23 protein-coding genes are annotated in these 23,146 nt (G+C 70.2%); 11 read left to right on the plus strand and 12 right to left on the minus strand.

All coding sequences use genetic code 11. The features are described 5' to 3' along the window. Window positions 1-60 precede the first annotated feature (60 nt). Entirely contained in the window at window positions 61-1,266 is a 1,206-nt protein-coding gene (gene nosP, locus QWY80_RS09360; RefSeq protein ID WP_435389324.1) for a nitric oxide-sensing protein NosP, read from the plus strand. Further along, complete coding sequence (locus tag QWY80_RS09365; protein ID WP_290230659.1) at window positions 1,199-2,659, plus strand: ATP-binding response regulator; 1,461 nt, start codon at window positions 1,199-1,201, stop codon at window positions 2,657-2,659. The genes nosP and QWY80_RS09365 overlap by 68 nt, the downstream gene beginning before the upstream one ends. On the opposite strand, the gene QWY80_RS09370 is transcribed toward QWY80_RS09365, so the two are convergent. Further along, the gene (locus QWY80_RS09370; RefSeq protein WP_290230661.1) at window positions 2,632-3,309 is read right to left on the minus strand and encodes a response regulator; all 678 of its coding nucleotides are present in this window, start codon (window positions 3,307-3,309) and stop codon (window positions 2,632-2,634) included. The genes QWY80_RS09365 and QWY80_RS09370 overlap by 28 nt on opposite strands. 131 nt (window positions 3,310-3,440) lie before the next feature. Between QWY80_RS09370 and exaC the strand changes: the two genes are divergently transcribed. Beyond that, window positions 3,441-4,961, plus strand: coding sequence for an acetaldehyde dehydrogenase ExaC (exaC, locus tag QWY80_RS09375; protein WP_290230663.1), 1,521 nt, complete (start codon window positions 3,441-3,443; stop codon window positions 4,959-4,961). A 129-nt stretch (window positions 4,962-5,090) separates the two neighbouring features. Continuing rightward, window positions 5,091-5,720 (plus strand): methyltransferase, encoded by a 630-nt coding sequence (locus QWY80_RS09380; RefSeq protein WP_290230665.1) that lies wholly within the window; start codon window positions 5,091-5,093, stop codon window positions 5,718-5,720. 9 nt (window positions 5,721-5,729) lie between these two features. Here the strand turns inward: QWY80_RS09380 and QWY80_RS09385 are convergent, their stop codons facing one another. The 3 genes from QWY80_RS09385 to QWY80_RS09395 are packed head-to-tail and all read right to left on the minus strand — an operon-like array spanning window position 5,730 to window position 7,852. Continuing rightward, window positions 5,730-6,947 carry a MerC family mercury resistance protein gene (locus QWY80_RS09385; protein ID WP_290230667.1) on the minus strand — a complete coding sequence of 406 codons (1,218 nt, stop codon included), beginning with the start codon at window positions 6,945-6,947 and terminating at the stop codon, window positions 5,730-5,732. An 18-nt stretch (window positions 6,948-6,965) separates the two neighbouring features. After that, window positions 6,966-7,211: an anti-sigma factor family protein gene (locus QWY80_RS09390; RefSeq protein ID WP_290230669.1), complete on the minus strand. Its 246-nt coding sequence runs from the start codon at window positions 7,209-7,211 to the stop codon at window positions 6,966-6,968. Further along, window positions 7,208-7,852 carry a sigma-70 family RNA polymerase sigma factor gene (locus QWY80_RS09395; RefSeq protein ID WP_290230673.1) on the minus strand — a complete coding sequence of 215 codons (645 nt, stop codon included), beginning with the start codon at window positions 7,850-7,852 and terminating at the stop codon, window positions 7,208-7,210. The genes QWY80_RS09390 and QWY80_RS09395 overlap by 4 nt, the downstream gene beginning before the upstream one ends. A 257-nt stretch (window positions 7,853-8,109) precedes the next feature. Here QWY80_RS09395 and QWY80_RS09400 point away from each other — a divergent pair, with 257 nt between their 5' ends. From QWY80_RS09400 to QWY80_RS09410, 3 genes are all read left to right on the plus strand, one after another. After that, window positions 8,110-8,904, plus strand: a complete 795-nt coding sequence (locus tag QWY80_RS09400) for a methyltransferase domain-containing protein (protein ID WP_290230675.1) — start codon at window positions 8,110-8,112, stop codon at window positions 8,902-8,904. 34 nt (window positions 8,905-8,938) lie between these two features. Then, on the plus strand, window positions 8,939-9,418 hold the full coding sequence (locus QWY80_RS09405) for a cupin domain-containing protein (RefSeq protein ID WP_290230676.1): 480 nt from the start codon (window positions 8,939-8,941) through the stop codon (window positions 9,416-9,418). A gap of 108 nt (window positions 9,419-9,526) precedes the next feature. After that, window positions 9,527-9,946, plus strand: a complete 420-nt coding sequence (locus QWY80_RS09410) for a secondary thiamine-phosphate synthase enzyme YjbQ (protein ID WP_290230680.1) — start codon at window positions 9,527-9,529, stop codon at window positions 9,944-9,946. A 40-nt stretch (window positions 9,947-9,986) separates the two neighbouring features. On the opposite strand, the gene betT is transcribed toward QWY80_RS09410, so the two are convergent. The 8 genes from betT to QWY80_RS09450 form a co-directional block, all read right to left on the minus strand. Next, window positions 9,987-12,041 (minus strand): choline BCCT transporter BetT, encoded by a 2,055-nt coding sequence (gene betT, locus QWY80_RS09415; protein ID WP_290230683.1) that lies wholly within the window; start codon window positions 12,039-12,041, stop codon window positions 9,987-9,989. A gap of 172 nt (window positions 12,042-12,213) precedes the next feature. Beyond that, on the minus strand, window positions 12,214-12,903 hold the full coding sequence (locus QWY80_RS09420; RefSeq protein WP_290230685.1) for a hypothetical protein: 690 nt from the start codon (window positions 12,901-12,903) through the stop codon (window positions 12,214-12,216). A 91-nt stretch (window positions 12,904-12,994) separates the two neighbouring features. Next, window positions 12,995-13,708, minus strand: a complete 714-nt coding sequence (locus tag QWY80_RS09425; RefSeq protein ID WP_290230688.1) for a response regulator — start codon at window positions 13,706-13,708, stop codon at window positions 12,995-12,997. Further along, the gene (locus QWY80_RS09430; protein WP_290230690.1) at window positions 13,705-15,141 is read right to left on the minus strand and encodes an ATP-binding protein; all 1,437 of its coding nucleotides are present in this window, start codon (window positions 15,139-15,141) and stop codon (window positions 13,705-13,707) included. The genes QWY80_RS09425 and QWY80_RS09430 overlap by 4 nt, the downstream gene beginning before the upstream one ends. Before the next feature lie 191 nt (window positions 15,142-15,332). Beyond that, window positions 15,333-16,037, minus strand: coding sequence for a hypothetical protein (locus QWY80_RS09435; RefSeq protein ID WP_290230692.1), 705 nt, complete (start codon window positions 16,035-16,037; stop codon window positions 15,333-15,335). A 71-nt stretch (window positions 16,038-16,108) separates the two neighbouring features. After that, the gene (locus tag QWY80_RS09440; protein ID WP_290230695.1) at window positions 16,109-17,452 is read right to left on the minus strand and encodes a nicotinate phosphoribosyltransferase; all 1,344 of its coding nucleotides are present in this window, start codon (window positions 17,450-17,452) and stop codon (window positions 16,109-16,111) included. Beyond that, window positions 17,449-18,015, minus strand: a complete 567-nt coding sequence (locus QWY80_RS09445) for a nicotinamidase (RefSeq protein WP_290230697.1) — start codon at window positions 18,013-18,015, stop codon at window positions 17,449-17,451. Before QWY80_RS09445 ends, QWY80_RS09440 begins: the two co-directional genes overlap by 4 nt. A 72-nt stretch (window positions 18,016-18,087) precedes the next feature. Beyond that, the gene (locus tag QWY80_RS09450) at window positions 18,088-19,023 is read right to left on the minus strand and encodes a 2-hydroxyacid dehydrogenase (protein ID WP_290230700.1); all 936 of its coding nucleotides are present in this window, start codon (window positions 19,021-19,023) and stop codon (window positions 18,088-18,090) included. A gap of 258 nt (window positions 19,024-19,281) precedes the next feature. Between QWY80_RS09450 and doeA the strand changes: the two genes are divergently transcribed. The 4 genes from doeA to QWY80_RS09470 all read left to right on the plus strand — a co-directional run bounded on the left by doeA (window position 19,282) and on the right by QWY80_RS09470 (window position 23,039). Beyond that, the gene (doeA, locus tag QWY80_RS09455; RefSeq protein WP_290230702.1) at window positions 19,282-20,481 is read left to right on the plus strand and encodes an ectoine hydrolase DoeA; all 1,200 of its coding nucleotides are present in this window, start codon (window positions 19,282-19,284) and stop codon (window positions 20,479-20,481) included. 12 nt (window positions 20,482-20,493) lie between these two features. After that, complete coding sequence (gene doeB / locus QWY80_RS09460; RefSeq protein ID WP_290230704.1) at window positions 20,494-21,507, plus strand: N(2)-acetyl-L-2,4-diaminobutanoate deacetylase DoeB; 1,014 nt, start codon at window positions 20,494-20,496, stop codon at window positions 21,505-21,507. Beyond that, complete coding sequence (locus tag QWY80_RS09465) at window positions 21,504-21,980, plus strand: Lrp/AsnC family transcriptional regulator (protein ID WP_290230706.1); 477 nt, start codon at window positions 21,504-21,506, stop codon at window positions 21,978-21,980. The genes doeB and QWY80_RS09465 overlap by 4 nt, the downstream gene beginning before the upstream one ends. 189 nt (window positions 21,981-22,169) lie before the next feature. Next, a complete protein-coding gene (locus QWY80_RS09470; RefSeq protein WP_290230709.1) occupies window positions 22,170-23,039 on the plus strand; it encodes a carbon-nitrogen hydrolase family protein in 870 nt (289 codons plus the stop codon). Window positions 23,040-23,146 lie beyond the last annotated feature (107 nt).

The following is a 23,146-nucleotide window of genomic DNA, read 5'->3' on the forward strand; positions in this document are numbered from 1 at the left end:
GTGGGGGCCGAGCGGCGCGGCATACACTCGAGGCAGATCCGATCCCGCCGGAGAGGCCCCATGTCCGCCCCAGACGCCGCCCTCGATCCCTTGCTCGATGCTTCGACCCATGCGGCCGGCCCCATGCGCGCCGCCGTCAGCCGCCTCGCCGATGCCGAGGACGCCGTGGCCGAGCTGGACCGGGCGCTGCGTCACCCGGGCCTGGGCTTCGTGCTGTTCTTCTGCAGCGCCGACTACTCCCTGTCGGCGCTGTCCCGGGCCTTCACGCACACCTTCGGCGAGGTGCCGGTGGTCGGCTGTACCACCGCCGGCGAGATTACCCCGCGGGGCTACGAGCGAGGCTGCATCGTCGCCCTCGGCCTGGATGCCGCCGCCTTCTCCGTTTCCTGCGCCCTGGTGGATGACCTCGACCGCTTCGACCTGCCCGAGGCCCAGCAACTGGTGGAGGGGCTGATCGACGACTGCCGAGGTCGGCCGCCTGACCCGTCGGAGGGTGTCGAGCGGCGCTTCGCCCTGACCCTGCTGGATGGCCTCTCCAGCCGCGAGGAGCAGGTGCTGGCCACCCTCGAGGCCGCCCTGGGGCGTATCCCCAGCTTCGGCGGCTCCGCCGGCGACGACAACCGCCTGGCCCACACCCACGTCTACGCCGGGGGGCGTTTCCACGACCGGGCGGCGGTGGTGGTGATGGTGGCGACCCGGCTGCCCTTCGAGGTGTTCACCACCCACCATCTGCGTCCCCTCGATCACAAGCTGGTGGTCACCCGGGCCGACAGCGAGACGCGTCGGGTGCTCGAACTCAACGCCCTGCCCGCCGCCGAGGAGTACGCCCGTCTGGTCGGGGTTCCCGTCGCGGCCCTGGACGCCGCCACCTTCGCCCGGCATCCGCTCGCAGTGCGCATCGCCGAGGCGCACTATGTGCGCTCCGTCCAGCGGGTCAACGCCGACGGCAGCCTGAGTTTCTACTGTGCCGTGGAGACCGGCATCGTGCTCACCGCCATGCAGTCGGCACCGCTGCTCGAGCAGCTCGAGGCGGTCTTCGCCGGCCTGGTCGAGCGCCTGGGCGAGCCCACGCTGATCATCGGCTGCGACTGCTTCCTGCGCCGCCTCGAGCTGGAGGGGCGCGACCAGCTCGAGGCCGCCTCGCGGCTGCTGGGGCACTACGGGGTGATCGGCTTCAACACCTATGGAGAGCAGCACCATGGCATGCACCTCAACCAGACCTTCACCGGGGTGGCCATCGGATCCGCGCTTCCCCGCGGCGACTGAGGGCGACGGCGACCGGGTCGCGGCACTGGAGGCGGAGAACGCCCGCCTGCGGCGCATCTGTGCGGCCCTCATCGAGCGCGTGGAGTCGGGTGGGGTGCCGGGTGGCGGCCCCTACGCCGCCTTCGAGCACTCGGTGCTGCTCGCCGAGCAGGTGCGCGAGCGTACCGAGACCCTGCAGCAGACCCTGGCGGCGCTCAATCGCGCCAAGGCGGAGGCCGAGGCAGCGAATCTCTCCAAGACCAGGTTCCTCGCCGCGGTGAGCCACGACCTGCTGCAGCCGCTCAACGCGGCGCGGCTGTTCGCCAGCGCCCTGGAGGGCCAGGCGCTGCCCGGCGAGTCGCGACGCCTGGTGACCAGCATCGGTCGCTCGCTGAAGGACGTCGAGGCGCTGATCGGCAGCCTGGTGGACATCTCGCGGCTCGAGGCGGGCGTGCTGCGCCCCGACGTGTCGGCCTTCCCCGCCGAGGAACTGCTCGGCGTGCTGGCGGAGGAGTACCGCCAGCTGGCCACCAGCCGTGGCCTCGAGCTGCGCTACGTCCCCACCCGGGCGATGATCGAGTCGGACCTCTCGCTGCTCGCCCGGGTCGTGCGCAACTTCCTGGGCAACGCCATCCGCTACACCGCCCGTGGGCGCATCCTGCTCGGTTGTCGGCGCCGGCCCGATGGCCTGGAGATCCAGGTGGGCGACACCGGCCCCGGCATCGCGCCGGAACAGCAGCGGGCGATCTTCGAGGAGTTCCGCCGCCTGGGCGGCGAGGGAGCCGGCGACGACCGCGGCCTGGGGCTGGGCCTGGCCATCGTCGACCGCATCGGCGGCATGCTCGGCCATCCCCTTTCGCTGGCGTCACACCCCGGTCGCGGCTCGTTGTTCTCGGTGCGGGTGCCCTACGGCCGATCGTCGGGTCCCCGGGAGGCGCCCGTCCCCGAGCCGGCGGCGCTGCCGCTGGAGGGGGCGCGGATCTGGGTGGTGGACAACGACGCCGATATCCGCGACGGCATGGCGGCGCTGCTGGGCGGCTGGGGCTGCCGGGTGCTGACCGCCGCCGCCCCGGCCGAGCTGGCGGCAAGCGAGGTGTCGGGCGCCGAGGTGTCGGGCGCCGACGTGCCGGGCGCCGATGTGCCGGGCGCCGACGTGCCGGGCGCCGATGCGCTGCTGGTGGACTACCACCTGGGCGAGGGCGAGGCGGACGGCCTGGCGGTGGCGGATCGGCTTCGCACTCGCTTCCCCGGGCTGCCGGTGGTGGTGATCACCGCCAATCACGCCGCCGAGCTGAAGGCGCGGGTGCGCCAGGCGGGATACGAGTACCTGCTCAAGCCGGTCAAGCCGCTGCGCCTGCGCCTGATGCTCACCGCGCTGCTGGAGGCTCAGCGCGGGCGGTGTTCGGCCAGGTAGGCGGGCAGGTCCAGCTCGCCGGCCAGCAGCACCGCCTGGACCCGGCTCTGCACTCCCAGTCGGCGCAGGATGGCGGAGACGTGGGTCTTGACGGTGGTCTCGGCGATATCCAGGTCGCGGGCGATGGCCTTGTTGGAGGCTCCGCGGCTGAGCCCCTCGAGCACCTCCAGTTGCTTGTCGGTGAGGCGCGTCAGGCGCGAGACCAGCATGGCCTCGTTCGGCGGCTTCCGGGTGGCGGGACGGGGCGGGCGGCGCATGATCTCGGGCGGCAGGTAGAGCTGGCCCTCGAGGATTCGCTCCAGGGCGGCCAGCAGGTCGTCGCGGGGCGTCGACTTGGGGATATAGCCCACCGCACCCATCTCGATGGCCTCGAGCACGGTGCGTCGATCCTGCTCGGCGGAGAGGATGGCCACCGGCAGCATGGGATGGGCCGCGCGCAGGCGGGCCAGGCCGTCGAGTCCCGCGGCATCGGGCAGCCCCAGGTCCAGCAGCAGCAGGTCGAGCGCCGCCGCGTGGCGTTCGGCCTCCGTCAGGGCCCGGGCCAGGCTGTCGGCCTCGAGCAGCCGGCTGCCCGGCAGCCCCGCCGCGATCACCGCCCCGATGGCGTCGCGGAACAGCGGATGATCGTCGGCGACCAGCAGGGTCGTCATGGTGCTCTCCTCATCGTCCCTCCTACCAAGGGAGGAGGGCGTCTCCTGCCACCGGAGTATGTCGCAGAACGCTTTCCCGACCAAGACTGACGGGGACAGCCCTCACAACGACAACACCCAGGAGAGACGCCATGATCTATGCCAACCCCGGCAGCCCCGAGTCACTGGTCACCTTCGAGGTGCGCTACGGCAACTATATCGGCGGCGAATTCGTGCCGCCGGTGAAGGGCCAGTACTTCGACAACGTCAGCCCGGTCAACGGCGAGGTGTTCTGCGAGATCCCGCGCTCCACCGCCGAGGACATCGACAAGGCGCTGGACGCCGCCCACGCCGCCGCCCCGGCCTGGGGACGGACCTCGGCCACCGAGCGTGCCAACATCCTGCTCAAGATCGCCGATCGCATCGAGGCCAACCTCGAGCCGCTGGCCGTGGCCGAGACCTGGGACAACGGCAAGGCGGTGCGCGAGACGCTCAACGCCGACCTCCCGCTGGCCGTGGACCACTTCCGCTACTTCGCCGGCTGCATTCGCGCCCAGGAGGGCACCGCCGCGGATATCGACGCCCATACCGTTTCCTACCACTTCCACGAGCCGCTGGGCGTGGTGGGGCAGATCATTCCCTGGAACTTCCCCCTGCTGATGGCCACCTGGAAGCTGGCCCCGGCGCTGGCGGCCGGCAACTGCGTGGTGCTCAAGCCCGCCGAGCAGACCCCGGCCTCGATCCTCGAGCTGATGAAGCTGATCGGCGACCTGCTGCCGCCGGGGGTGGTCAACGTGGTCAACGGCTACGGCGCCGAGGCCGGCCAGGCGCTGGCCACCAGCCAGCGCATCGCCAAGATCGCCTTCACCGGCTCCACCCCGGTGGGCGCGCACATCCTCAAGTGCGCCGCCGACAACATCATCCCCTCCACCGTGGAGCTGGGCGGCAAGTCGCCCAACATCTACTTCGCCGACATCATGAACGCCGAGCCGGCGTTCATCGACAAGGCCGCCGAGGGCCTGGTGCTGGCCTTCTTCAACCAGGGCGAGGTGTGCACCTGCCCGTCCCGGGCGCTGATCCAGGAATCCATGTACGACGCCTTCATGGCCAGGGTCATGGAGAAGGTGGCGGCCATCACGCGCGGCAATCCGCTGGACACCGAGGTCCAGGTCGGCGCCCAGGCCTCCCGGGAGCAGTTCGACAAGATCATGTCCTACATGGACGTCGCCCGCGAGGAGGGCGCCGAGTTCCTCTCCGGTGGCGACAAGGCGAGCGTCGATCCGGCCTATGACAAGGGCTACTACATCGAGCCGACCCTCCTGAAGGGCCACAACAGGATGCGCGTCTTCCAGGAGGAGATCTTCGGTCCGGTGGTGGCGGTGACCACCTTCAAGGACGAGGCCGAGGCGCTGGCCATCGCCAACGATACCGAGTTCGGCCTCGGCGCCGGGGTGTGGAGCCGCGACATCAACGTGGCCTTCCGCATGGGCCGCGGCATCCAGGCCGGCCGGGTGTGGACCAACTGCTACCACCAGTACCCGGCGCACGCCGCCTTCGGCGGCTACAAGAAGTCCGGCGTCGGCCGCGAGACCCACAAGGTGGCGCTCGAGCACTACCAGCAGACCAAGAACTTGCTGGTGAGCTATGACACCAACCCGCTGGGCTTCTTCTGAACCTTCGCTCCACAGGGCCATGCCGCCGGGGGCGCGACGCGAGTCGCGCCCCCTTTCTCGTGGGGTCGCTACAAGAAACGGGCAATTTCCTTCATCATCGTCCGTCCATCAGCGAAGAGGAGAGTCTGAATGATGGACATCGCGGCACCGGACCTCCATCAACAACGACTGCAGCGGGTGGCCGACCTGCTCAAGGCCTGCGGCGCCCGGCGGGTCCTGGATCTCGGCAGCGGCAGCGGGGGGCTACTGCAGTACCTGCTGCCGGAGCCCCAGTACGAGCGTCTGGTGGGCCTCGAGCTGAGTGGCGAGCTGCTTGCCCAGGCCAAGCTCAGGCTGTCATCGCACCCCGGGGCCGTTCCGGGGCGCCTGACGCTGATATGCGGTTCCTATGCCGAGCCCCAGCCTGGACTCTCGGGATTCGATGCCGCCGCCATGGTGGAAACCATCGAGCATGTACCGCCCGAGTCGCTTTCTCGGGTCGAGCGTGCGGTATTCGGTTGGATGCGTCCTGAACGGGTGCTGCTCACGACCCCCAACCATGAGTACAACGCCCTCTACGACATGGTCCCCGGGGAGTTCCGCGACCCCGATCACCGGTTCGAGTGGGACCGGGCGCGCTTTCGCCAGTGGGTGCAGGGCGTGGCGCGTCGCAACGGCTACAGGGTGAGCCTGTCGGGCATCGGCGATTGGCATCCCGACCTCGGCCAGCCGACCCAGATGGCGGTGTTCACGCGGGGCGGTGAGACGCGACCGCGCTGAACGGGAGCCTCAATCGAGGCCCAGCACCCGGGCCTCCTGGCGGCGCCGGCGGCGCAGGTCCCAGAGGGTGGCGGCCGCCAGCACCAGGAAGCCGGTGAGTTCCACCAGGGCGTGGTAGTCGACGAACAGGGCGTAGAGCACCAGGCCGGCCCCCACCGCGCCCAGCAGGCTGGGCCAGGGGCCGACCCGGCGGCGCAGGCCCGCGACCAGCGCCCCCAGGGTCAACAGCACGAAGGCCGCGATGGCCCCGGCCCAGGCTCCCTCGTTGAGGGCCAGGCCGATGCCCAGCAGCGGCAGCAGGGCCACCAGGGCCAGGGTGCCGTAACAGCTCAGCAGCGCCAGGGCGAAGGCCGCCAGGCCCAGCAGCCCACGGCGCCTGAGCCGTCGCCACCAGGTCCGGGGATCCAGGCGATGGCGCCAGCGCTGCAGCAGCGTGGGGCTCCCGGCGGCGCGGCGCATGGCCAGCTCCACGGCATGGGCGCCGAAGCTCTCGGCCACCTCGCGGGTCTGCGCGCTGGGGCTCAGGGCGAAGTAGTCATGGCGGCCCACCACCCGCACCTCCTCGAAGCCCGCCTCCTCGAACAGCGCCAGCAGGTCCTCCTTCACCGTGGCGCCCACCACGCACTCCACCCACAGGCGCGGGTCCTCGTGGCAGTCCACCGACACCGGCCGGTGGATCACCACGTCGGCCAGCTGCAGGCGCCCGCCCGGCCGGAGCACCCGGAACATCTCGGCCACGGCGCGACGCTTGTCGGGCACCAGGTTGAGCATGCCGTTGCTGGTGATGCTGTCGACGCTGGCCTCGGCCAGCGGCAGCTGCTCCGCCGAGCCCTGCAGCACCAGCAGGTCGTCGACGCCGGCCAGGGCGGCCTCGTGGCACAGCTTGCGGGTCATGGCGGCGGTCAGGTCCAGGGCGATTACCCGGCCTCCCTCGCCGGCGAGCCGGCGGGCGATCAGGCTGTCGTGGCCGGCGCCGGCACCCAGGTCGAGCACCCGGTCCCCCGGGCGTATCGCCTCGCCGTGGAAGGGGCAGCCGACCCCGGCGAAGGAGGCCAGCAGCCGCTCGGGCAGGCGGCCGGTCAACGCCTCGGGATAGCCCAGCCGCCGGCTGGCCGCCGCCCCCACGGGGAAGTGGAAGGCGCCGTCGGGGGTGTCGGCCACGGCGCTGTACATCGCCTGCACCGCGGCCAGGATCTGGGGACGGGAGTAACCGAGGATGGCGACCATGGGGTGTCCTCCTGTGGTTCAGGCCTCGTCGAAGCCGTCGAGCAGGCGACGGATGCGCCGCTGCAGGCGCGGCGGGGCCGGCTGGCCGGCGCTGTCGGCCAGCCTGGCGCGCAGCCGCTTCTCGAACTCGCTGCGCGAGAAGCAGTCGCGGCAGCGCGACAGGTGGTGCTCGATCTCGGCGGCCTGGCGGTCGTCCAGTTCGCGGTCGAGATAGTCGAAGAGCCGGGCGATCACTTCCTCGCAGCTCAGTTCCCTGGGATTCATGGCGATTCCCCCTTGGTACCGGAAGCCTCCGCGGCAGGCCCCGGGGAGAGGATGCCGGCGTCGCGGGCCTGTTCCCAGAGCGCCTTCTGCAGCAGGCCGCGGGCCCGGTTGAGTCGCGAGCGCACCGTGCCCAGCGGGATGTCCAGCAGCCGGGCGACCTCCGCGTAGCGATGGCCGCGCAGCTCGACCAGCACCATCACCACCCGGAAGGGTTCCGGCAGGTCGTCCAGGGCCCGCTGCAGGTCCTGCTCCAGCAAGGAGTTGAAGAACTGCTCCTCCAGGCTGCCCCACCACAGCAGGAAGGGCTGGTGGAGCTGCTGGAAGAGGGTGAAGTCCGCCCCGTCGAGCTCGTCCGGCGCCGGGGTCTCGGCCTCGGTGGCGTGCTGGGGATGGCTGCGCCGGCGGCGCCATTCGCTGATGAAGACATTGGTGAGGATATGGAACAGCCAGGCCTCGAAGCGTTCCGGGTCGCGCAGCTCGTCGAGGTTGCGCCACGCCCTGGCCACCGCCTCGGCGACGATGTCCTCGGCGTCGTCGGGGTGACGGGTCAGGCGCAGGGCGGTGCCGTAGAGGCGGTCCAGCAGGGGCGTCAGGCGTCCCTCGAACCAGGCGCGCCGCGCCCGGCGGTCGCGCTCGGTCATGGGTCTCTCCTCGGTCGCGCCAGCCGGGGCGCGAGCCTCCGGGGGTGGCATGACGGTGAGTGGGCAGTCTGGCGACATGGCGTCCTCTTCGAGCATGGCCGGTGGCGGGGCGGCCGACAAGTCGGGTTACCCGCAGGGACGCAAGACCCCTCGCCGGGGTTCCCGACGCCTCGGGAACAAGATTCGCGGCCCCCGCGTCCTGGCGCATGCGACACATCCCGTGCCGCGAATCACGGCAGACGCAGAGGAGAATCCCCATGACCAGCACGGCAACAGCCACCACCACGCCCGCGGTGGACCGGGAGGAGCTCGAGGCCCGGGTCAAGGCGATGTACCGGGAGGTGGCCGAGACGCCCGACGGCGATTTCCACTTCGAGATGGGACGCGCCCTGGCCGAGCGCCTGGGCTATGACCCCGCGGGCCTCGACCTCATCCCCGCCGCGGCCATCGACTCCTTCGCTGGGGTCGGTCACTTCCTGGACCTGGCGGCCATTCGGCCCGGGGAGACGGTCCTCGACCTGGGCAGCGGCTCCGGCATGGACAGCCTGCTGGCCGCCCTGGCCACCGGGCCCGGGGGCCGGGTGCTGGGGCTCGACATGACCGAGGCCCAGCGGCAGAAGGCGGCGCGCCTGGCGCGGCAAGGCGGCTTCGGCAACCTCGAGTTCCAGGCCGGCTATATCGAGGCGCCGCCCTTCGCCGATGCGAGCATCGACGTGGTGATCAGCAACGGCGTGATCAATCTCTCGGCGGACAAGCCGCGGGTCTTCGCCGAGGCGGCCCGGGTGCTCAAGCCCGGCGGTCGGCTGGCGCTGGCCGACATCGTCACCGAGGCGCCATTGCCGGAGGGCGTGACCTGCAACGCCACCCTCTGGGCGGCGTGCATCGGCGGGGCCAGCCAGCAAGACGCCTACCGCGCGGCCATCGAGGCTGCCGGCCTCACCATCAGGACCTTCCGCGAGCATCCCGAATACCGCTTCCTGACCGATTCGGCGCGGGGCGCCAGCGAGGCCTACGGCGTCAAGAGCGTCTCGCTGCTGGCGGTCAAGGCCTGAGCGATCATCGACCCGACAACGCGAGGAACACGCCATGACCATGCACAAGACCCTGGCCACCGCCCCCCTCATCCTGGCCCTGTCGCTGACCGCGGCCGGGCTGCAGGCGGAGCCCTATCGTGGCGACGGCCACCTGATCGGCAGCGCCGACGACCTGGAATGGGGGCCGGTGGGCTCCATGGGCGAGGGGGCGGAGATCGCCATCATCGAGGGGGTGCTGAGCGAGGAGGAGCCCTTCACCCTGCGCATTCGCCTGGAGGACGGCTATGAGATCAAGCCGCACGTCCACCCGGCCTACGAGCGGGTCACGGTGCTCGACGGCACCCTGCACTTCGCCCATGGCGAGGACTACGATGCGGACGCCACCCACACCCTGGCGGAAGGCGATTTCGCCATCATGTCGCCGGGCGATCCCATGTTCGGCTACGCCGAGGGCGAGACCGTCATCCAGCTCCACGGCACCGGCCCCTGGGGCATCGAGTATCTCGACCCGGCGGACGATCCGCGCAACTGATCCCTGCCCAGGCATGCCACGGCCGCACTCCACCCGGAGTGCGGCTCTCTGTCGGACTGCCGGCCTGTTAGGATAATGACAGCAACTGTCCCACGGGAGGAGACCGCCATGTGGATGCAGCAGGAACTGCGACTGACGCCGCGTTCGCGCGGTTTCCATCTGATCACCGACGACATCGTCGCCGGCCTGACCGGTCTCGCCGAGGTGCGGGTGGGGTTGCTGCACCTGCAACTGCTGCACACCTCGGCGTCACTGACCCTCAACGAGAACGCCGACCCCGATGTGCGCCACGACCTGGATGCCTTCCTGCGCGAGCTGGTACCCGGCGACCTGTCCTACTTCCGCCATACCCTGGAGGGCCCCGACGACATGCCGGCCCACGTCTGCGCCAGCCTGCTCGGCACCCAACTGACCCTGGCGGTGCGCGACGGCCGCCTGGCGCTGGGCACCTGGCAGGGCATCTGGCTCGGCGAGCATCGCGACCGGGGCGGCGCCCGCCGCCTCATCGCCACCCTGCAGGGGAAATGACGGCCGAGGGGCGCCCCCGCGGCGGATCCTGAGTGCTGGCTCACGCCTGGGTGGCCTCCTCGGGCAGCTCGCCCACGGCGCCCGGCATGGCCTGGACTTGGCTGCTCGCGTCACCGGCCAGGGCGAGGAAGTGAAGGTGGCGTTCGTACTCGGAGAGCACATCGCCGATCACCTGGCCCCGGGTGTAGCCGTTGAGGTCCTTGTCCACGCCGCCTTCGGCCAGGTAGACGTCGAGACGCACGTAGTAGTCGTCGTCCGCCGGCAGGAAGCTCGGGGTGCGCAGACGGTGCGGATGCACCTGGTAGACGAAGCTGGCGGCCTCGCCGAGCTCCACCTGCAGGGTCAGGCTGGGCAGCGGTTCGTCCTCCTCCTCCTGCGATTCGCTCAGCGTGGCCGTCTGGCCGCGGCTCTCCAGCTCCTGGGCGAACTGGGCCAGCGCCGGGCGAATGGCGTGCTCGATGGTGGCCGCCGCGCCGGCACGGTTGGAGGTGTCGAGTGCGCGGTCGAGGCGCTCGCGCCAGTCGCCTCCCGGTGCGGAACCGCTGACATGGAGGCGGGCCTCGGCCTTGGTGTTCTCCAGCTTCAGGGCCCGGGCCATGCCGGCCATGATGGCGAAGATCACCAGCGAGAAGGGCAGGGCGGTGATCACCACGGCGCTCTGCAGGGCGCCCAGGCCGCCGGCCATCAGCAAGGCCACCGTCACCAGGCCGATCACCACCGACCAGAAGATGCGCAGGCGAATCGGGGCGTCGTGGTTCACGTCGGAGAGAATCGAGGTGAAGTTGGCCAGTACCAGGGCGCCGGAGTCGGCGGAAGTGACGAAGAACACGATACCCAGGATGGTGACCACGGAGGCGGTGATGCCGATGTACGGGTATTGCTCGAGGAAGGTGTAGATGGTGGTTTGCGGCGTGTTGAGTGCCTGCTCGCCGAGGGCTGTCAGGCCTTCGTTGGCGACCAGCTCGATGCCGCTGTTACCGAAGATCGACATCCACGCCATCATGAAACCGAGCGGGATCAGCAGGGCGCCGACGACGAATTCGCGGATGGTCCGGCCGCGCGAGATGCGCGCCAGGAACAGGCCGACGAAGGGCGTCCAGGCGATCCACCAGCCCCAGAAGAAGATGGTCCACCAGCCTTTCCACTGCTGGGCATCTTCGCCGGCGAAGGCGTAGGTGTCGAAGCTCTTGCCGACGAAGCCGCTCAGGTAGTCGCCGGCATTGAGTACCAGGGCGTCGAGCAGGTGCAGGGTCTGGCCCTGGAAGAGCACGAACAGCAGCAGTGCCAGTGCCAGCAGCATGTTGAACTCGGAGAGGCGGCGAATGCCCTTCTCCACGCCGCTGACCACCGAGATGGTGGCGAGCACCACCACCAGTATGATCAGTACCACCTGGGTGGACAGGCTCTCGGGCACGCCGAACATGAAGGTCAGCCCGTAGTTGAGCTGCATGACCCCGATGCCGAGGCTGGTGGCGATGCCGAACACCGTGGAGACCACGGCGGTGATGTCCACGGCATGCCCGATGGGGCCGTGGATGCGCTTGCCGAGCAGCGGGAAGAGGGCGCTGCGGATCGCCAGGGGCAGGCGGTGGCGATAGCTGAAATAGGCCAGTGCCATGCCCATCAGCACATACATGCCCCAGCCGGAGAGTCCCCAGTGCAGGAAGGTCTGGGGCACGGCGGCACGCATGGCGGCGGCGCTCTCCGGGGACAGGTCGGGGGGCGCCAGGTAATGGGAGAGCGGCTCGGCCACGCAGAAGAACAGCAGGTCGATGCCGATGCCGGCGGCGAACAGCATGGATGCCCAGGACACCAGCGAGAACTCGGGGCGGGAATGGTCGGGACCCAGGCGGATGCGCCCGATGCGTGAGGTCCCGATGACGATCACGAAGACCAGATAGGCCACCGCCGCCAGCATGTAGTACCAGCCGAAGGTGTCGTTCACCCAGGCCAGGCCGGCATCGAAGAAGGCGCCGGCCTGCTCGGTGAAGGTCATGGTGAGGACGAGGAAGACGAGGATGCCGGCGACGCTGCCGTGGAAGACCACGGGGTTGAGCCGGTCACGCCTCGCCGGTTGCGGGGAGTCATGCGTCATGCAGACAGGCCTCCTGTCGGGAGAGTGGGTGTCGGGCCGGCGGCCCTTCTTTTTTTAAATGAACATTCAAATAAAATACGCGGGCCGACGCCGGAGTTCAAGGTCGCTGTCCCGAAACGACGACGCCCGGCGCGAGGCCGGGCGTCGTGGAGGCTGTGGGGACGGGAGCGGATCAGTCCTGGGGGGCTTGGCCCTCGCCGTCGTGATGGCCGGGCTTGCCGTGGTGGCCCCTGCCGTGATGGTGACCGTGCTTGCCGTGGTGGTTCCGGGCCGCCTCCTGGAGCTCGGCGATCTGCTCCTCGCTGAGCAGCTCGGAGAGCGCCGCCTGGTGCTCGTCGCGCAGCCCCTGCCAGGCCTCGTGGCGCTCGTCGCGGGAGTCGAATTCCCGGTCGCGCAGCGCCTGCAGGTCGGCGAAGAAGGACTCGCGCAGTTCCCGCAGCGACTCGCGTTCCTCGTCGGCCAGGCCCCAGCCGTCGATCACCGCCTCCATGCGCTCCTGCGTGGCCTGGCGCCGCTCGGCGCGATGCTCCTCGCGCCGCTCCTGGCGGGCCGCCTTCAGCGCCTCGCGCTGCTCCTCGTCGAGGATCCCGTCGAGGCGCTCGCGATGTTCGGCATGCAGTTCACGCAACGCCTCATGGTGCTCACGATGGGCCTCCTGCAGGGCCTCGCGGGTCTCGGCGTCGATGCCGGCGCGCTCGTAGAGTGCCTCGCGCTTCTCGGCGTGGCGCTCGGCGTGGGCCTCATGCCACGGCTGGTGACGGTCGCCCTCGTCGGGGGCGGCGCCGGCGGAGAGTGCCAGGGGGACGATGGCGGCGGCGAGCAGGGCGGGGGCGAACAGCTTGCGGGTGAGGGGCGACTTCATGATGGCACTCCTTTGGCCTCGGGTTGACGCTTGCAGTGTCGTCCGCCCCGGTGCAAGCAGCGTGCACACAGTAAGGAAGCGTGCCGCTGCCTCACTCTTCCGGCTGGTACTTGTAGCCGACCCCGTAGACCGAACGGATCACCTCGCGCTCGGGCCACGCCTCGGCAATCTTCTTGCGCAGCTTCTTGACGTGGCTGTCCACGGTGCGTTCCGAGACGATGCGGTGGTCGCGGTACATGTGGTCCATCAGCTGGTCCCGGGAGAAGATGCGTCCCGGGGCCTGCATCATCACCCGCAGCAGTTGGAACTCCACGGCGGTGAGGCCCAGGTCGCGGCCGTCGGCCAGGGCCCGCCAGCCGTCCTCGTCGAGCACCAGGTCGCTGCCGCCCGACGTGGCCTGCCCGGCGGCCTGGCTGCGGCGCAGCACCGCCTTGACCCGGGCCACCACCTCGCGGGGGCTGAACGGCTTGCAGATGTAATCGTCGGCGCCCAGCTCGAGGCCCAGCAGGCGGTCCACCTCCTCGACCCGGGCGGTGAGCATGATCACCGGGAGTGCCGGCCAGCGCTGGCGGATCTCGCGACACAGGGTGAGGCCGTCGGTGCCCGGCAGCATCAGGTCGAGCAGCACCAGCGCCGGGCCCTGGCCCGCCCGGCGGGTGTCCTCCAGCCAGGGCAGCACGGCGTCGCCGTGATCCAGGTGATGGGGCTCGAAGCCGCTGCCGGCCAGGTAGTCGGCCACCAGGCGGGCGATCTTGGGCTCGTCCTCGACGATCAGGATGCGAGGGGCGTTGTCTCCTTGGCTCATGCGGTCGTCTCCCGGAGGCGGTCGTCATCGAGTGGCGGGAAGTGCAGCGTCCAGCATAGCCCACCCAAGGGCGAGGAGGAGGGGGCCATCTCACCGCCGTGGGCCTTGAGCAGGGCGGTGGCGATGGACAGCCCCAGGCCGCTGCCGCCGCTGGCCCGGCTGCGCGAGCCCTCCACCCGGTAGAGGCGTTCGGTGAGCCTCGGCAACTGGGCGGTGGGCACCCCGGGGGCGCTGTCCTCCCAGATCACCCGGATCGTCGTGGCATCGCCGACCAGGCACACCCGCAGCCGACCGGGTGGCCGGGTATAGGCGCAGGTGTTGGCGAGCAGGTTGCTCCACAGCTGGCGCAGGCGGCTGGCATCGCCGCGGATCCAAGCCCCCCGGGGGATGTCGGTCTCGAGGGCGATGCCACTGTCGGCCAGCCAGCCGTTGGCCTCCTCGAGGCGGTGGCTCAGGCTCTCGGCCAGGTCCAGGGGGGCGAGCTGCACCTCCAGGGCGCCGGCGTCGCTCTGGGAGAGCAGCCGCAGGTCGGCCACCAGGCGCTCCAGCTGGCCCACCTCCTGGGAGAGTGAGTGCAGGCTCTCCTGGTCCAGGCAGCGGATGCCGTCCTGCATCGCCTCGATCTCGCCGCGCAGCACCGCCAGGGGGGTGCGCAGCTCGTGGGCGATGTCGGAGACCCAGCGGGTGCGCGCCTCGCGGCTCGCCTCCAGGGTGGCGGCCAGCACATTGAAGTCCTGGGACAGTCGCGAGAGTTCGTCACGACCGCGCTCGGGCAGGCGGATGCCGTAGTCGCCCTCGGTGAGGCGCCGGGTGGCCAGTGCCATACCGCGGGTACGCCGGCCCAGCCACCAGGAGAGGCCCCCGGCCAGCAGCAGCGAGGCGATGCCCAGGGCGGCGACGATGATCCCCAGGTTGCGTTGCTGGCGGGCCAGGAAGATGCGGTCCATGCGCGCCATCAGCTGCTCGGGGGGGCGATAGCCCAGGGTGCCGACCTGCTCATCCTGGTACTCGATGGGCAGCCAGCGCAGGGTGGAGGCCTCCTCGTCGTCGTCCGGCGGCAGGCCGATCACCGGCAGGCCGCGGGCGTCGTGGAGCACGAAGTCCTTGGGGTCGCCGAGCTGGCGCTCGATGCCGTGGGGCGGAGGACCGGCGCCGGGCCACAGTTGGCGGCGCACCAGGTGATGCCAGGCCCGCGGCGAGGCGCGCAGCCACTGCCAGTCGCCGCGCTGCGCCCACTCTTCGGCGAGGCCCTCGGCCAGGGTCTCGGCACGCTGGGTCTGGGTCTGGTCCAGGTAGTCGATGAAGCCCTGGTCGAGGCTGCGCGACACCGCCAGGAACACCAGCCCCGAGATGGCCACGTTGACCACCAGGATCACCGCGAACAGCTTGATGCCCAGGCGCGACACGGCGGGGCGGGGCAGGGTCAGGCGCATGCACGACTCGCAGCAGGGGGAGGGTGGCGACAGGATGCCGGCCGGCGATGCAACCAATGGTCAGCGAAGGTGCAAGTGGTGTGCAAGCGGGCCCCTCTGCATCCCAGGGCTATCGCAGGAAGCTTACATTGCTCGGGGCTGATCCGAGACCACGGCGACCGGTACGCAGCCCACGCCGCCGTGCCGCCGGCCTACTCCGGCAGCGAGAGCTCGCTCAGCGCGAGGCGGCTGCGCCGTTCGCCGCCGCGGTGGTAATCCACCGCCAGCAGCAGGCCGGGCAGGGTGGGGTGGAAGCGGAACACCAGTCGGCGGTCGGGCTCGTCCGGTTCGCTGGCCTCCACGGTCAGCGCCTCGAAGGTGCCGGCCGGCAGGCTGAGCGGTTCGGGGCCCAGGACCCGGAAGTCCAGGACCTCCTCGCGCCCCTTGTGGTCCAGGTAACGGATCCGGCAGGTCTCGCCGGCGGCGCAGTCGCCCCCCAGTGCGCGTCGCGAGAGGGAGAAGAGCGCCGTCTGGCGATCCGGCAGGGTGGTCAGGGCGTCGGCCTCGAGGCGATAGGTGTTGCCCACCCCCAGGAGGGTGTAGCCGCTGGCGTAATGCAGTGCGCGTACCCCGTCCTCCTCCACCCGGAAGCGGCTGCGCTCGTTGCCGTGGGCGATGCGGATGCCGGCGTCCATCCGGCTCTGCCAGTGGTCCCCCTCGCGGGTCAGCCGATGCGCCACGTCGGCGCCCGGCCAGCCCTCCACCTCCAGCCGGTAGCGGGCGGCGAAGGGCCGCGGCGTGATCGCCTCGCCGGCCTGGATGGTCAGGCGCTGGGCGGGACCCGGCGCCTCGGCCGCCGCCGGGGCCAGCGGCAGGCAGAGCAGCAGGGCAGGCAACAGGCGGCGGAGGTCGGGCATCGGGGCCTCGGCGGTTTGGCGGCGACAATCCCTGTTGACGCCTCCCGGCCCCGGGGGTTCCGGGCGATGGTTCAGGTGTCCTTGAGTCGTTCCAGGCCGGGGGTGAGGGCGATCGGGTAGCCGGACTCGCCGGGGGCCAGCGACCGCAGGGCCTCCGGCATCCGCGCCAGGGCCTGCTGCACGCGCTCGGGGGCCGCGTCGGCCAGGGCCAGCTCGGCGTCGTCGATGACGCCGCCGCGCACCAGGGGGCGCAGCAGCGCCTCGCCCTCGCTCACCGGCTCGTCGCGCAGGGCGATCAGGTCGCCGGCGTAGCGGCCGTCATCGCCCAGGCGACGGTAGAGCTGCTTGCGCCCCGGCAGGTTGACCTTGCCGGGGGAGTGCTTGAGGCGCGGGGTGCCGGCGTACTCCACCAGCTTGTAGGAGAGGTCGATCACCGGGGCATCGGCGGAGACGCCCATCTCGGTGCCCACGCCGAAGGCGTCGATGGGTGCCCCCGCGTCGAGCAGGGCCGCGATCTCGTGTTCGTCGAGGCCGCTGCTGGCGATGATCTTCACCCCGTCGTGGCCGGCATCGTCCAGCAGGCGACGCGCCTGGGCGGCGAGTTCGCCCAGGTCGCCGGAGTCGAGGCGGATGGCGGCGATGTCGAGCGCGGGCTCCTCGTCGAGCAGGTCGATCACCATGCGCACCCCGGCCAGGGTATCGTGGGTGTCCACCAGCAGGGTGGTGCCGGGATACTGTCGGGCGAAGGCGCGGAAGGCCTCGCGCTCGTCGTCATGGGCGAGGATGTAGCTGTGGGCCATGGTGCCGCGCAGCGCCAGGCCGTGGCGCAGCCCGCCCAGCACGTTGCTGGTGCCGGCCAGGCCCGCGGTGCGGTAGGCACGCACCCCGCGCACGGCGGCGTCCACGCCGTGCATGCGGCGCAGGCCGAAGTCCACCACCGGCCGGCCCCGGGCCGCCTGGACGATCCGCACCGCCTTGGAGGCGATCACCGTCTCCAGCTGCACCAGGTTCATCAGCAGGCTCTCCAGCAGCTGCGCCTCGGCGATGGGGGCATCGACCTCCAGCAGGGGCTCGTTGGGGAACACCGGGGTGCCCTCGGGGAGGGCGTGGATGTCGCCGGTGAAACGCCAGCCGGCAAGCCACTCGAGGAAGGCATCGGCGAACTGGCCGGTATCGGCGAGGTCCGCCAGGTGGGCGTCGGTGAAGCGCAGCCGACTGGCGACGGCGGCGGCGTGCTGCTGGCCGCAGGCCAGCATGAAGCGCCGCGAGGCCGGCAGCTTGCGGAAGTAGAGGCTGAAGGTGGCACTCTCCTCCATGCCTTCCCGCCAGTAGGCCTGCAGCATGGTGAGCTGGTAGAGGTCGGTGAGCAGCGCCAGGTCGGCGTCGCTCACCTCCAGGGGGATCGGCCGGGTCATTCCACGACCTCGACGCCGGCCGACTCCAGCTCGCCCAGCACCGCGTCCGCGCCGCCCGGATCCACCGCGGCGCTGAGCGGCGCCAGCAGCCGGGTGGTGAAGCCCTCGCGGCGGGCCGCCTCGGCGGTGGCCTTGACGCAGACGTCCAGCGCCAGACCGCAGATGACCACCCGCTCGATGCCGCGTTCGCGCAGGTAGCCGCCGAGGCCGGTAGCGTCGAAGGCGGAGTAGGCGTCGGCATCGAAGGCGGTGGCCTTGCTGACGCGGATGGCGTCGTCGGGCAGGGCGAGGTCGGGATGGAAGGCCGCCCCGGGGGTGTCCTGGACGCAGTGCACCGGCCAGGTACCGCCGCGGTGGTCGAAGCTGACGTGGTCCACCGGGTGCCAGTCCCGGGAGGCGACGACCAGGGCGCCGGCGTCGCGGGCGGCGGCGATCTGGGCGTTGATGCCCGGTACCAGGGCGCTGCCGCCGGTTACCGCCAGGGCGCCGCCCTCGCAGAAGTCGTTCTGCATGTCCACCACGAGCAGGGCGTCGCGGGGACCATAGTTCACCTGCAGCGTCATCTCGCACCTCCGTGGAGGTCAGTGAGTGTCACCTTCCAGCGTACCCCCTTCATCGTGGTTCGTGTAGGGACCTCAGTAGCCGGCACCGGGGTCGACGGTCTCCAGGGGCTCGCCCGCCGCGAAGGCCCGCAGGGCCTCGGCCACCTGGTCCAGGGCCTCGCCCAGCGGGGTGGGACCGGCCATATGCGGGGTGATGATCACCCTCGAATGGGTCCACAGGGGGCTGGTGTCGGGCAGCGGCTCCTCGGGGAAGGCGTCGAGAAGGGCGCCGCGCAGGCGGCCCTCGACCGCGCCGTCGCCCAGGGCCTCGAGCAGGGCGGCCTCGTCGACCAGGCTGCCGCGTCCTGGATTGATCAGGCTGGCCCCCTCGGGCAGCCGCGCGAGTGCTCCGGCGTCGACGATGTGCCGGGTGGCCGGGGTATCGGGCAGCAGCAACACCAGGGTGCGCACCCGCTCGAGCAGGGCGTCCAGGCCCGCGTCGCCGTGGTGGCAGGTGATGCCATCGAGCGACTTGGGGGAGCGGCTCCAGCCATGCACCGGGAAGCCATCGGCGGCCACCATGGCGGCCACCTTCGCGCCGATGGCCCCCAGCCCCAGCACGCCCACCGGCCAGTCGGCCTTGTCGACCACCGCATGCTCGCGCCACTCGCGATCCTGCTGCTGGCGGCGATAGCGGTCGAAGTCGCGCTGGAAATGCAGGATGCCGTAGCGCACGTAGTCGCCGATCAGCTCGGCCATGCCGGCGTCGCGCAGCTTGACGATGGGCACGCCCTTCGGCAGGCCGGGGTTGTTCAGCAGGGCGTCGACCCCGGCCCCCAGGTTGACGATGCCCTTGAGCGCGACCGGCTCGCGCAGCAGCGCCTCGGGGGGCTTCCATACCGCCAGGTAGTCGGCCTGGCGACGCCGCTCGGCGGGGGCCGCGCTGGTGAAGACCTCGGCCTCGGGCAGGCGTTCGGCCAGGGCCTCACGCCACCCCTCGGCATCGTCGATATGCACCAGGACCTTCATGTTGCCTCCTCCTCTTCGAGTGGCTCCATCATGGGATGTCGCGGGGGTGGGAACAAGCATGATCGGCGTATCACGAAATGCTTGACCACCTACCGTGGGTTGGCAGTAACCTCCACCCCAAGGGCGCCTCCTCCACTGCCTGGTGCGACTGACCGGCCCGCGGCCCGTTCAGGCATCTCGTCAGTGACCGTCACCCTGGCCGGCCTTCTCCTCGTCGAGAGGGCCGATTTTCTTGATGTTGCTTTGGCGAGTGGTCCAATGACCCAGGTAAACCTGCCCTTCACTCGTGAGGAATACGCCAATCGGTTGTGGAAGGTCCGCGCCGAGATGGCCAGTCGGGGCATCGACGTGCTGATCGTCAGCGATCCATCCAACATGGCCTGGCTCACCGGCTATGACGGCTGGTCGTTCTATGTGCACCAGTGCGTGCTGGTCGGCCTGGAGGGCGAGCCGGTGTGGTATGGCCGGCGCATGGATGCCAACGGGGCGCTGCGGACCTGCTGGATCCACCCGGACAACATCACCTACTACCCGGACTACTACGTCCAGAATCCCGACATGCATCCCATGGACTACCTGGCCCAGTCGATCATGCCGGATCGTGGCTGGCACCGGGGGGTGGTGGGCATGGAGATGGATAACTACTACTTCTCGGCCAAGGCCTACCAGAGCCTGGTACGCGAGCTGCCCCACGCGCGCTTCATGGATGCCACCTCCCTGGTCAACTGGTGCCGCGCCATCAAGTCGCCGCGGGAGATCGAGTACATGCGCGTCGCCGCGAAGATCGTCGAGGGCATGCACTCGCGGATCCTCGAGGTGATCGAGCCGGGCCTGCCCAAGAGCAAGCTGGTCTCGGAGATCTATCGGGTGGGCATCGAGGGCTGGACCGATTCGGCGGGCCGGGTCTATGGAGGCGACTACCCGGCCATCGTGCCCATGCTGCCCACCGGCAAGGATGCCGCCGCCCCCCACCTCACCTGGGACGACACCCCCTTCCGCGAGGGCGAGGGTACCTTCTTCGAGATTGCCGGGGTCTACAAGCGCTACCATGCGCCCCTGTCGCGCACGGTGTTCCTCGGCCGGCCGCCCCAGGAGTTCGTGCGCGCCGAGTCGGCGCTGCTGGAGGGCATCGAGAACGGCCTGGAGGTGGCCAGGCCCGGCAACCGCACCGCCGATATCGCCATGGCGCTGGGCGCGGCCATGGACAAGTACGGCTTCGACCGCGGCGGTGCCCGCTGCGGCTATCCCATCGGCATCAGCTATCCCCCGGACTGGGGCGAGCGCACCATGAGCCTGCGTCCCTCCGACGAGACCATCCTGCAGCCGGGTATGACCTTCCACTTCATGCCCGGTCTGTGGGAAGAGGAGTGGGGCCTGGAGATCACCGAAAGCATACTGATCACCGAGACCGGCTGCGAGACCCTGGCCGACTTCCCCCGCCAGCTGTTCGTGAGATAAGGAGCAGGCAAGATGAGCAAGCGACCCAGTCCCATTTCCGCCACCGTCGACTTCGACGCCGAGGGCGTCCAGCACGGCTTCCTCAAGCTGCCGATCTCCGTGGACGACTCCGCCTGGGGGGCGGTGATGATCCCGGTCACCGTGGTCAAGCATGGCCAGGGCCCCACGGCGCTGCTCACCGGCGGCAACCACGGCGACGAGTACGAGGGCATCACCGCCCTGATGAAGCTCGCCTCGACCCTACGCGCCGAGGACGTCAGCGGCCGGGTGATCATCGTGCCGTGCATGAACCAGCCGGCGGTGATGGCCGGCAAGCGCACCTCCGGCCTGGACGGCGGCAACCTCAACCGCAGCTTCCCGGGCGACCCGGACGGCACGGTGACCGAGAGGATCGCCGACTACTTCACCCGGGTGATGGTGCCGATGAGCGACGTGGTGCTCGACCTGCACTCCGGCGGGCGTACCCTGGACATCATCCCCTTCGGCGCCTCGCATGTGCTCGACGACCCCGAGCAGCAGCGTCGGGCACTGGAGGGCGCCAAGGCCTTCGGCGCTCCCTATGCGATGATGATGTTCGAACTGGATGCCGCGGCGCTGTTCGACACCGCGGTGGAGAGCCAGGGCAAGGTCTTCGTGGCCACCGAACTCGGCGGCGGCGGCACCTCGACGCCGCAGAGCCTGGCCATCACCGAGCGCGGCGTGCGCAACTTCCTGATCCACTACGGCCTGGTCGCCGGCGAGGTGGAGATGCCCCGCGAGCCCCAGGTGTATCTCGACATGCCGGACGCCAACTGCTACGTGCAGAGTGAGCACAGTGGCCTGCTGGAGCTGGCCTTCGCCCTGGGGGAGCGGGTCGAGAAGGGCGAGGTGGTCGCCCGGGTCTACGACCTGACCCGCAGCGGCACCCCGCCCGTGGCGTATCATGCCAGCCGCAGCGGGGTGCTGGCGGCACGTCGCCACCCGGCGCTGGTCAACATGGGTGACACCATCGCAGTGATCGCCGACATCGTCGATACCCTCTCATGAAACTCGATCGCTATGACCTGAAGATCCTCGAGATCCTCTCCCGGGACGGACGCATCACCAAGTCGAAGCTGGCCGAGGCGATCAACCTCTCGGTCAGCCCCTGCTGGGAGCGGGTGCGCCGGCTGGAGAAGGCCGGCATCATCGAGGGCTACGGCGCCCGGATCAACGCCGCGGTGCTGGTCAAGCGCACCCCGGTGTGGGTACAGATCGAGCTCAAGGCCCACAACGCCGAGAGCTTCGCCCGCTTCGAGGCGCTGATGCACGCCACCCCCGAGGTCACCGAGTGCGTGGCCGTCGGCGGCGGGGTCGACTACCTGATCAAGGTGGAGGCCGACTCCATCGACGCCTACCAGCGGCTGATCGACGGCTGGCTCACCGGCGACGCCGGCATCGAACGCTACTTCACCTACATCGTCACCAAGACGGTGAAGCGCCCCTCCCCGGGATTCTCCCGCGAGGACTTCACCGGCTGAGGCCGCCACCGCGTCCGGCATCGAGAGAAGATCGTTGATGCCTTCTGGACGAGCCCCGCATATGCTGGTTACCTAGAGGGGCGGGCATTATGCCCGCCCGGCCGGGCGATCCCTCCGGCGCCGACTCCCGGTTGCCGGTCGTGACGCGGTACCCGAGCAAGACCAGGATCGCCTGACAGAGAGATGACCATGTCCTACTTCACCATTGCCGGGGTGCAGATGCATGCCCTGCATCACGGCGACAACACCGAAGCCATGCGCCACCGGGTCGATGCGCTGATGAGCCGCTTCCCCCAGGTGCAGATGGTGCTGTTCAGCGAGCTGATGCCATTGGGCGCCTCGCCGCACCATGCCCAGCCCCTGCCCAGCCACGCCGAGCAGCTGTTCTGCCACCTCGCCGAACAGCATCGCATCTGGCTGATTCCCGGTTCGATGTTCGAGCGCACCGACGAGGGCATCTTCAATACCCTGTCGGTGATCGACCCCCACGGCCAGGTGGTCGCCCGCTACCGCAAGATGTTCCCCTTCCGACCCTACGAGGCCGGGGTGGAGAGCGGCGGCGAGTTCGTCACCTTCGACGTGCCCAACGTGGCGCGCTTCGGGGTCTCGATCTGCTACGACATGTGGTTCCCCGAGACCACGCGGACCCTGGCGGCCATGGGCGCCGAGGTGATCCTGCACCCGACCATGACCGACACCATCGATCGCGACATCGAGCTGGCCATCGCCCGCACCAATGCCGCGATCAACCAGTGCTACTTCTTCGACATCAACGGCGCCGGCGCCATCGGCAACGGTCGCTCCATCGTGGTGGGACCCTCCGGCGACGTCATCCACCAGGCCGGCGGCGGCGAGGAGATCATGCCCGTCGAGGTCGATCTCAACCGGGTGCGCCGCGAGCGCGAGACCGGCCTGCGCGGCCTGGGTCAGCCGTTGAAGAGCTTCCGCGACCGACGAGTGGAGTTCTCGCTCTACCGCAGCGAGAGCGGCTCGTCGCCCTTCCTGGATACCCTCGGGCCCTTGGAAAAGCCACGGCGCGCCGATTTCGAGGAGTCTTGACCCGCAAAGGAGATCGTTATGCTGGAGTCCCTGGTTCGCCTGCTGCGCCGCCTCTTCCGTCCCGGGGACTCCGTTTCGGCATCCGGCCCCTCCGGGGCCGTCGGGGG

It is taken from the genome of Halomonas ramblicola (assembly GCF_030409215.1).
GTDB classification, from domain to species: Bacteria; Pseudomonadota; Gammaproteobacteria; order Pseudomonadales; family Halomonadaceae; genus Halomonas; species Halomonas ramblicola.

Excerpts from the sequence above, each read along its gene's own strand:
- nosP (WP_435389324.1), top strand. The coding sequence starts at position 61 with ATGTCCGCCCCAGACGCCGCCCTCGATCCCTTGCTCGATGCTTCGACC.
- QWY80_RS09365 (WP_290230659.1), top strand. The coding sequence starts at position 1,199 with ATGGCATGCACCTCAACCAGACCTTCACCGGGGTGGCCATCGGATCCG.
- QWY80_RS09370 (WP_290230661.1), bottom strand. The coding sequence starts at position 3,309 with ATGACGACCCTGCTGGTCGCCGACGATCATCCGCTGTTCCGCGACGCC.
- exaC (WP_290230663.1), top strand. The coding sequence starts at position 3,441 with ATGATCTATGCCAACCCCGGCAGCCCCGAGTCACTGGTCACCTTCGAG.
- QWY80_RS09380 (WP_290230665.1), top strand. The coding sequence starts at position 5,091 with ATGATGGACATCGCGGCACCGGACCTCCATCAACAACGACTGCAGCGG.
- QWY80_RS09385 (WP_290230667.1), bottom strand. The coding sequence starts at position 6,947 with ATGGTCGCCATCCTCGGTTACTCCCGTCCCCAGATCCTGGCCGCGGTG.
- QWY80_RS09390 (WP_290230669.1), bottom strand. The coding sequence starts at position 7,211 with ATGAATCCCAGGGAACTGAGCTGCGAGGAAGTGATCGCCCGGCTCTTC.
- QWY80_RS09395 (WP_290230673.1), bottom strand. The coding sequence starts at position 7,852 with ATGACCGAGCGCGACCGCCGGGCGCGGCGCGCCTGGTTCGAGGGACGC.
- QWY80_RS09400 (WP_290230675.1), top strand. The coding sequence starts at position 8,110 with ATGACCAGCACGGCAACAGCCACCACCACGCCCGCGGTGGACCGGGAG.
- QWY80_RS09405 (WP_290230676.1), top strand. The coding sequence starts at position 8,939 with ATGACCATGCACAAGACCCTGGCCACCGCCCCCCTCATCCTGGCCCTG.
- QWY80_RS09410 (WP_290230680.1), top strand. The coding sequence starts at position 9,527 with ATGTGGATGCAGCAGGAACTGCGACTGACGCCGCGTTCGCGCGGTTTC.
- betT (WP_290230683.1), bottom strand. The coding sequence starts at position 12,041 with ATGACGCATGACTCCCCGCAACCGGCGAGGCGTGACCGGCTCAACCCC.
- QWY80_RS09420 (WP_290230685.1), bottom strand. The coding sequence starts at position 12,903 with ATGAAGTCGCCCCTCACCCGCAAGCTGTTCGCCCCCGCCCTGCTCGCC.
- QWY80_RS09425 (WP_290230688.1), bottom strand. The coding sequence starts at position 13,708 with ATGAGCCAAGGAGACAACGCCCCTCGCATCCTGATCGTCGAGGACGAG.
- QWY80_RS09430 (WP_290230690.1), bottom strand. The coding sequence starts at position 15,141 with ATGCGCCTGACCCTGCCCCGCCCCGCCGTGTCGCGCCTGGGCATCAAG.
- QWY80_RS09435 (WP_290230692.1), bottom strand. The coding sequence starts at position 16,037 with ATGCCCGACCTCCGCCGCCTGTTGCCTGCCCTGCTGCTCTGCCTGCCG.
- QWY80_RS09440 (WP_290230695.1), bottom strand. The coding sequence starts at position 17,452 with ATGACCCGGCCGATCCCCCTGGAGGTGAGCGACGCCGACCTGGCGCTG.
- QWY80_RS09445 (WP_290230697.1), bottom strand. The coding sequence starts at position 18,015 with ATGACGCTGCAGGTGAACTATGGTCCCCGCGACGCCCTGCTCGTGGTG.
- QWY80_RS09450 (WP_290230700.1), bottom strand. The coding sequence starts at position 19,023 with ATGAAGGTCCTGGTGCATATCGACGATGCCGAGGGGTGGCGTGAGGCC.
- doeA (WP_290230702.1), top strand. The coding sequence starts at position 19,282 with ATGACCCAGGTAAACCTGCCCTTCACTCGTGAGGAATACGCCAATCGG.
- doeB (WP_290230704.1), top strand. The coding sequence starts at position 20,494 with ATGAGCAAGCGACCCAGTCCCATTTCCGCCACCGTCGACTTCGACGCC.
- QWY80_RS09465 (WP_290230706.1), top strand. The coding sequence starts at position 21,504 with ATGAAACTCGATCGCTATGACCTGAAGATCCTCGAGATCCTCTCCCGG.
- QWY80_RS09470 (WP_290230709.1), top strand. The coding sequence starts at position 22,170 with ATGTCCTACTTCACCATTGCCGGGGTGCAGATGCATGCCCTGCATCAC.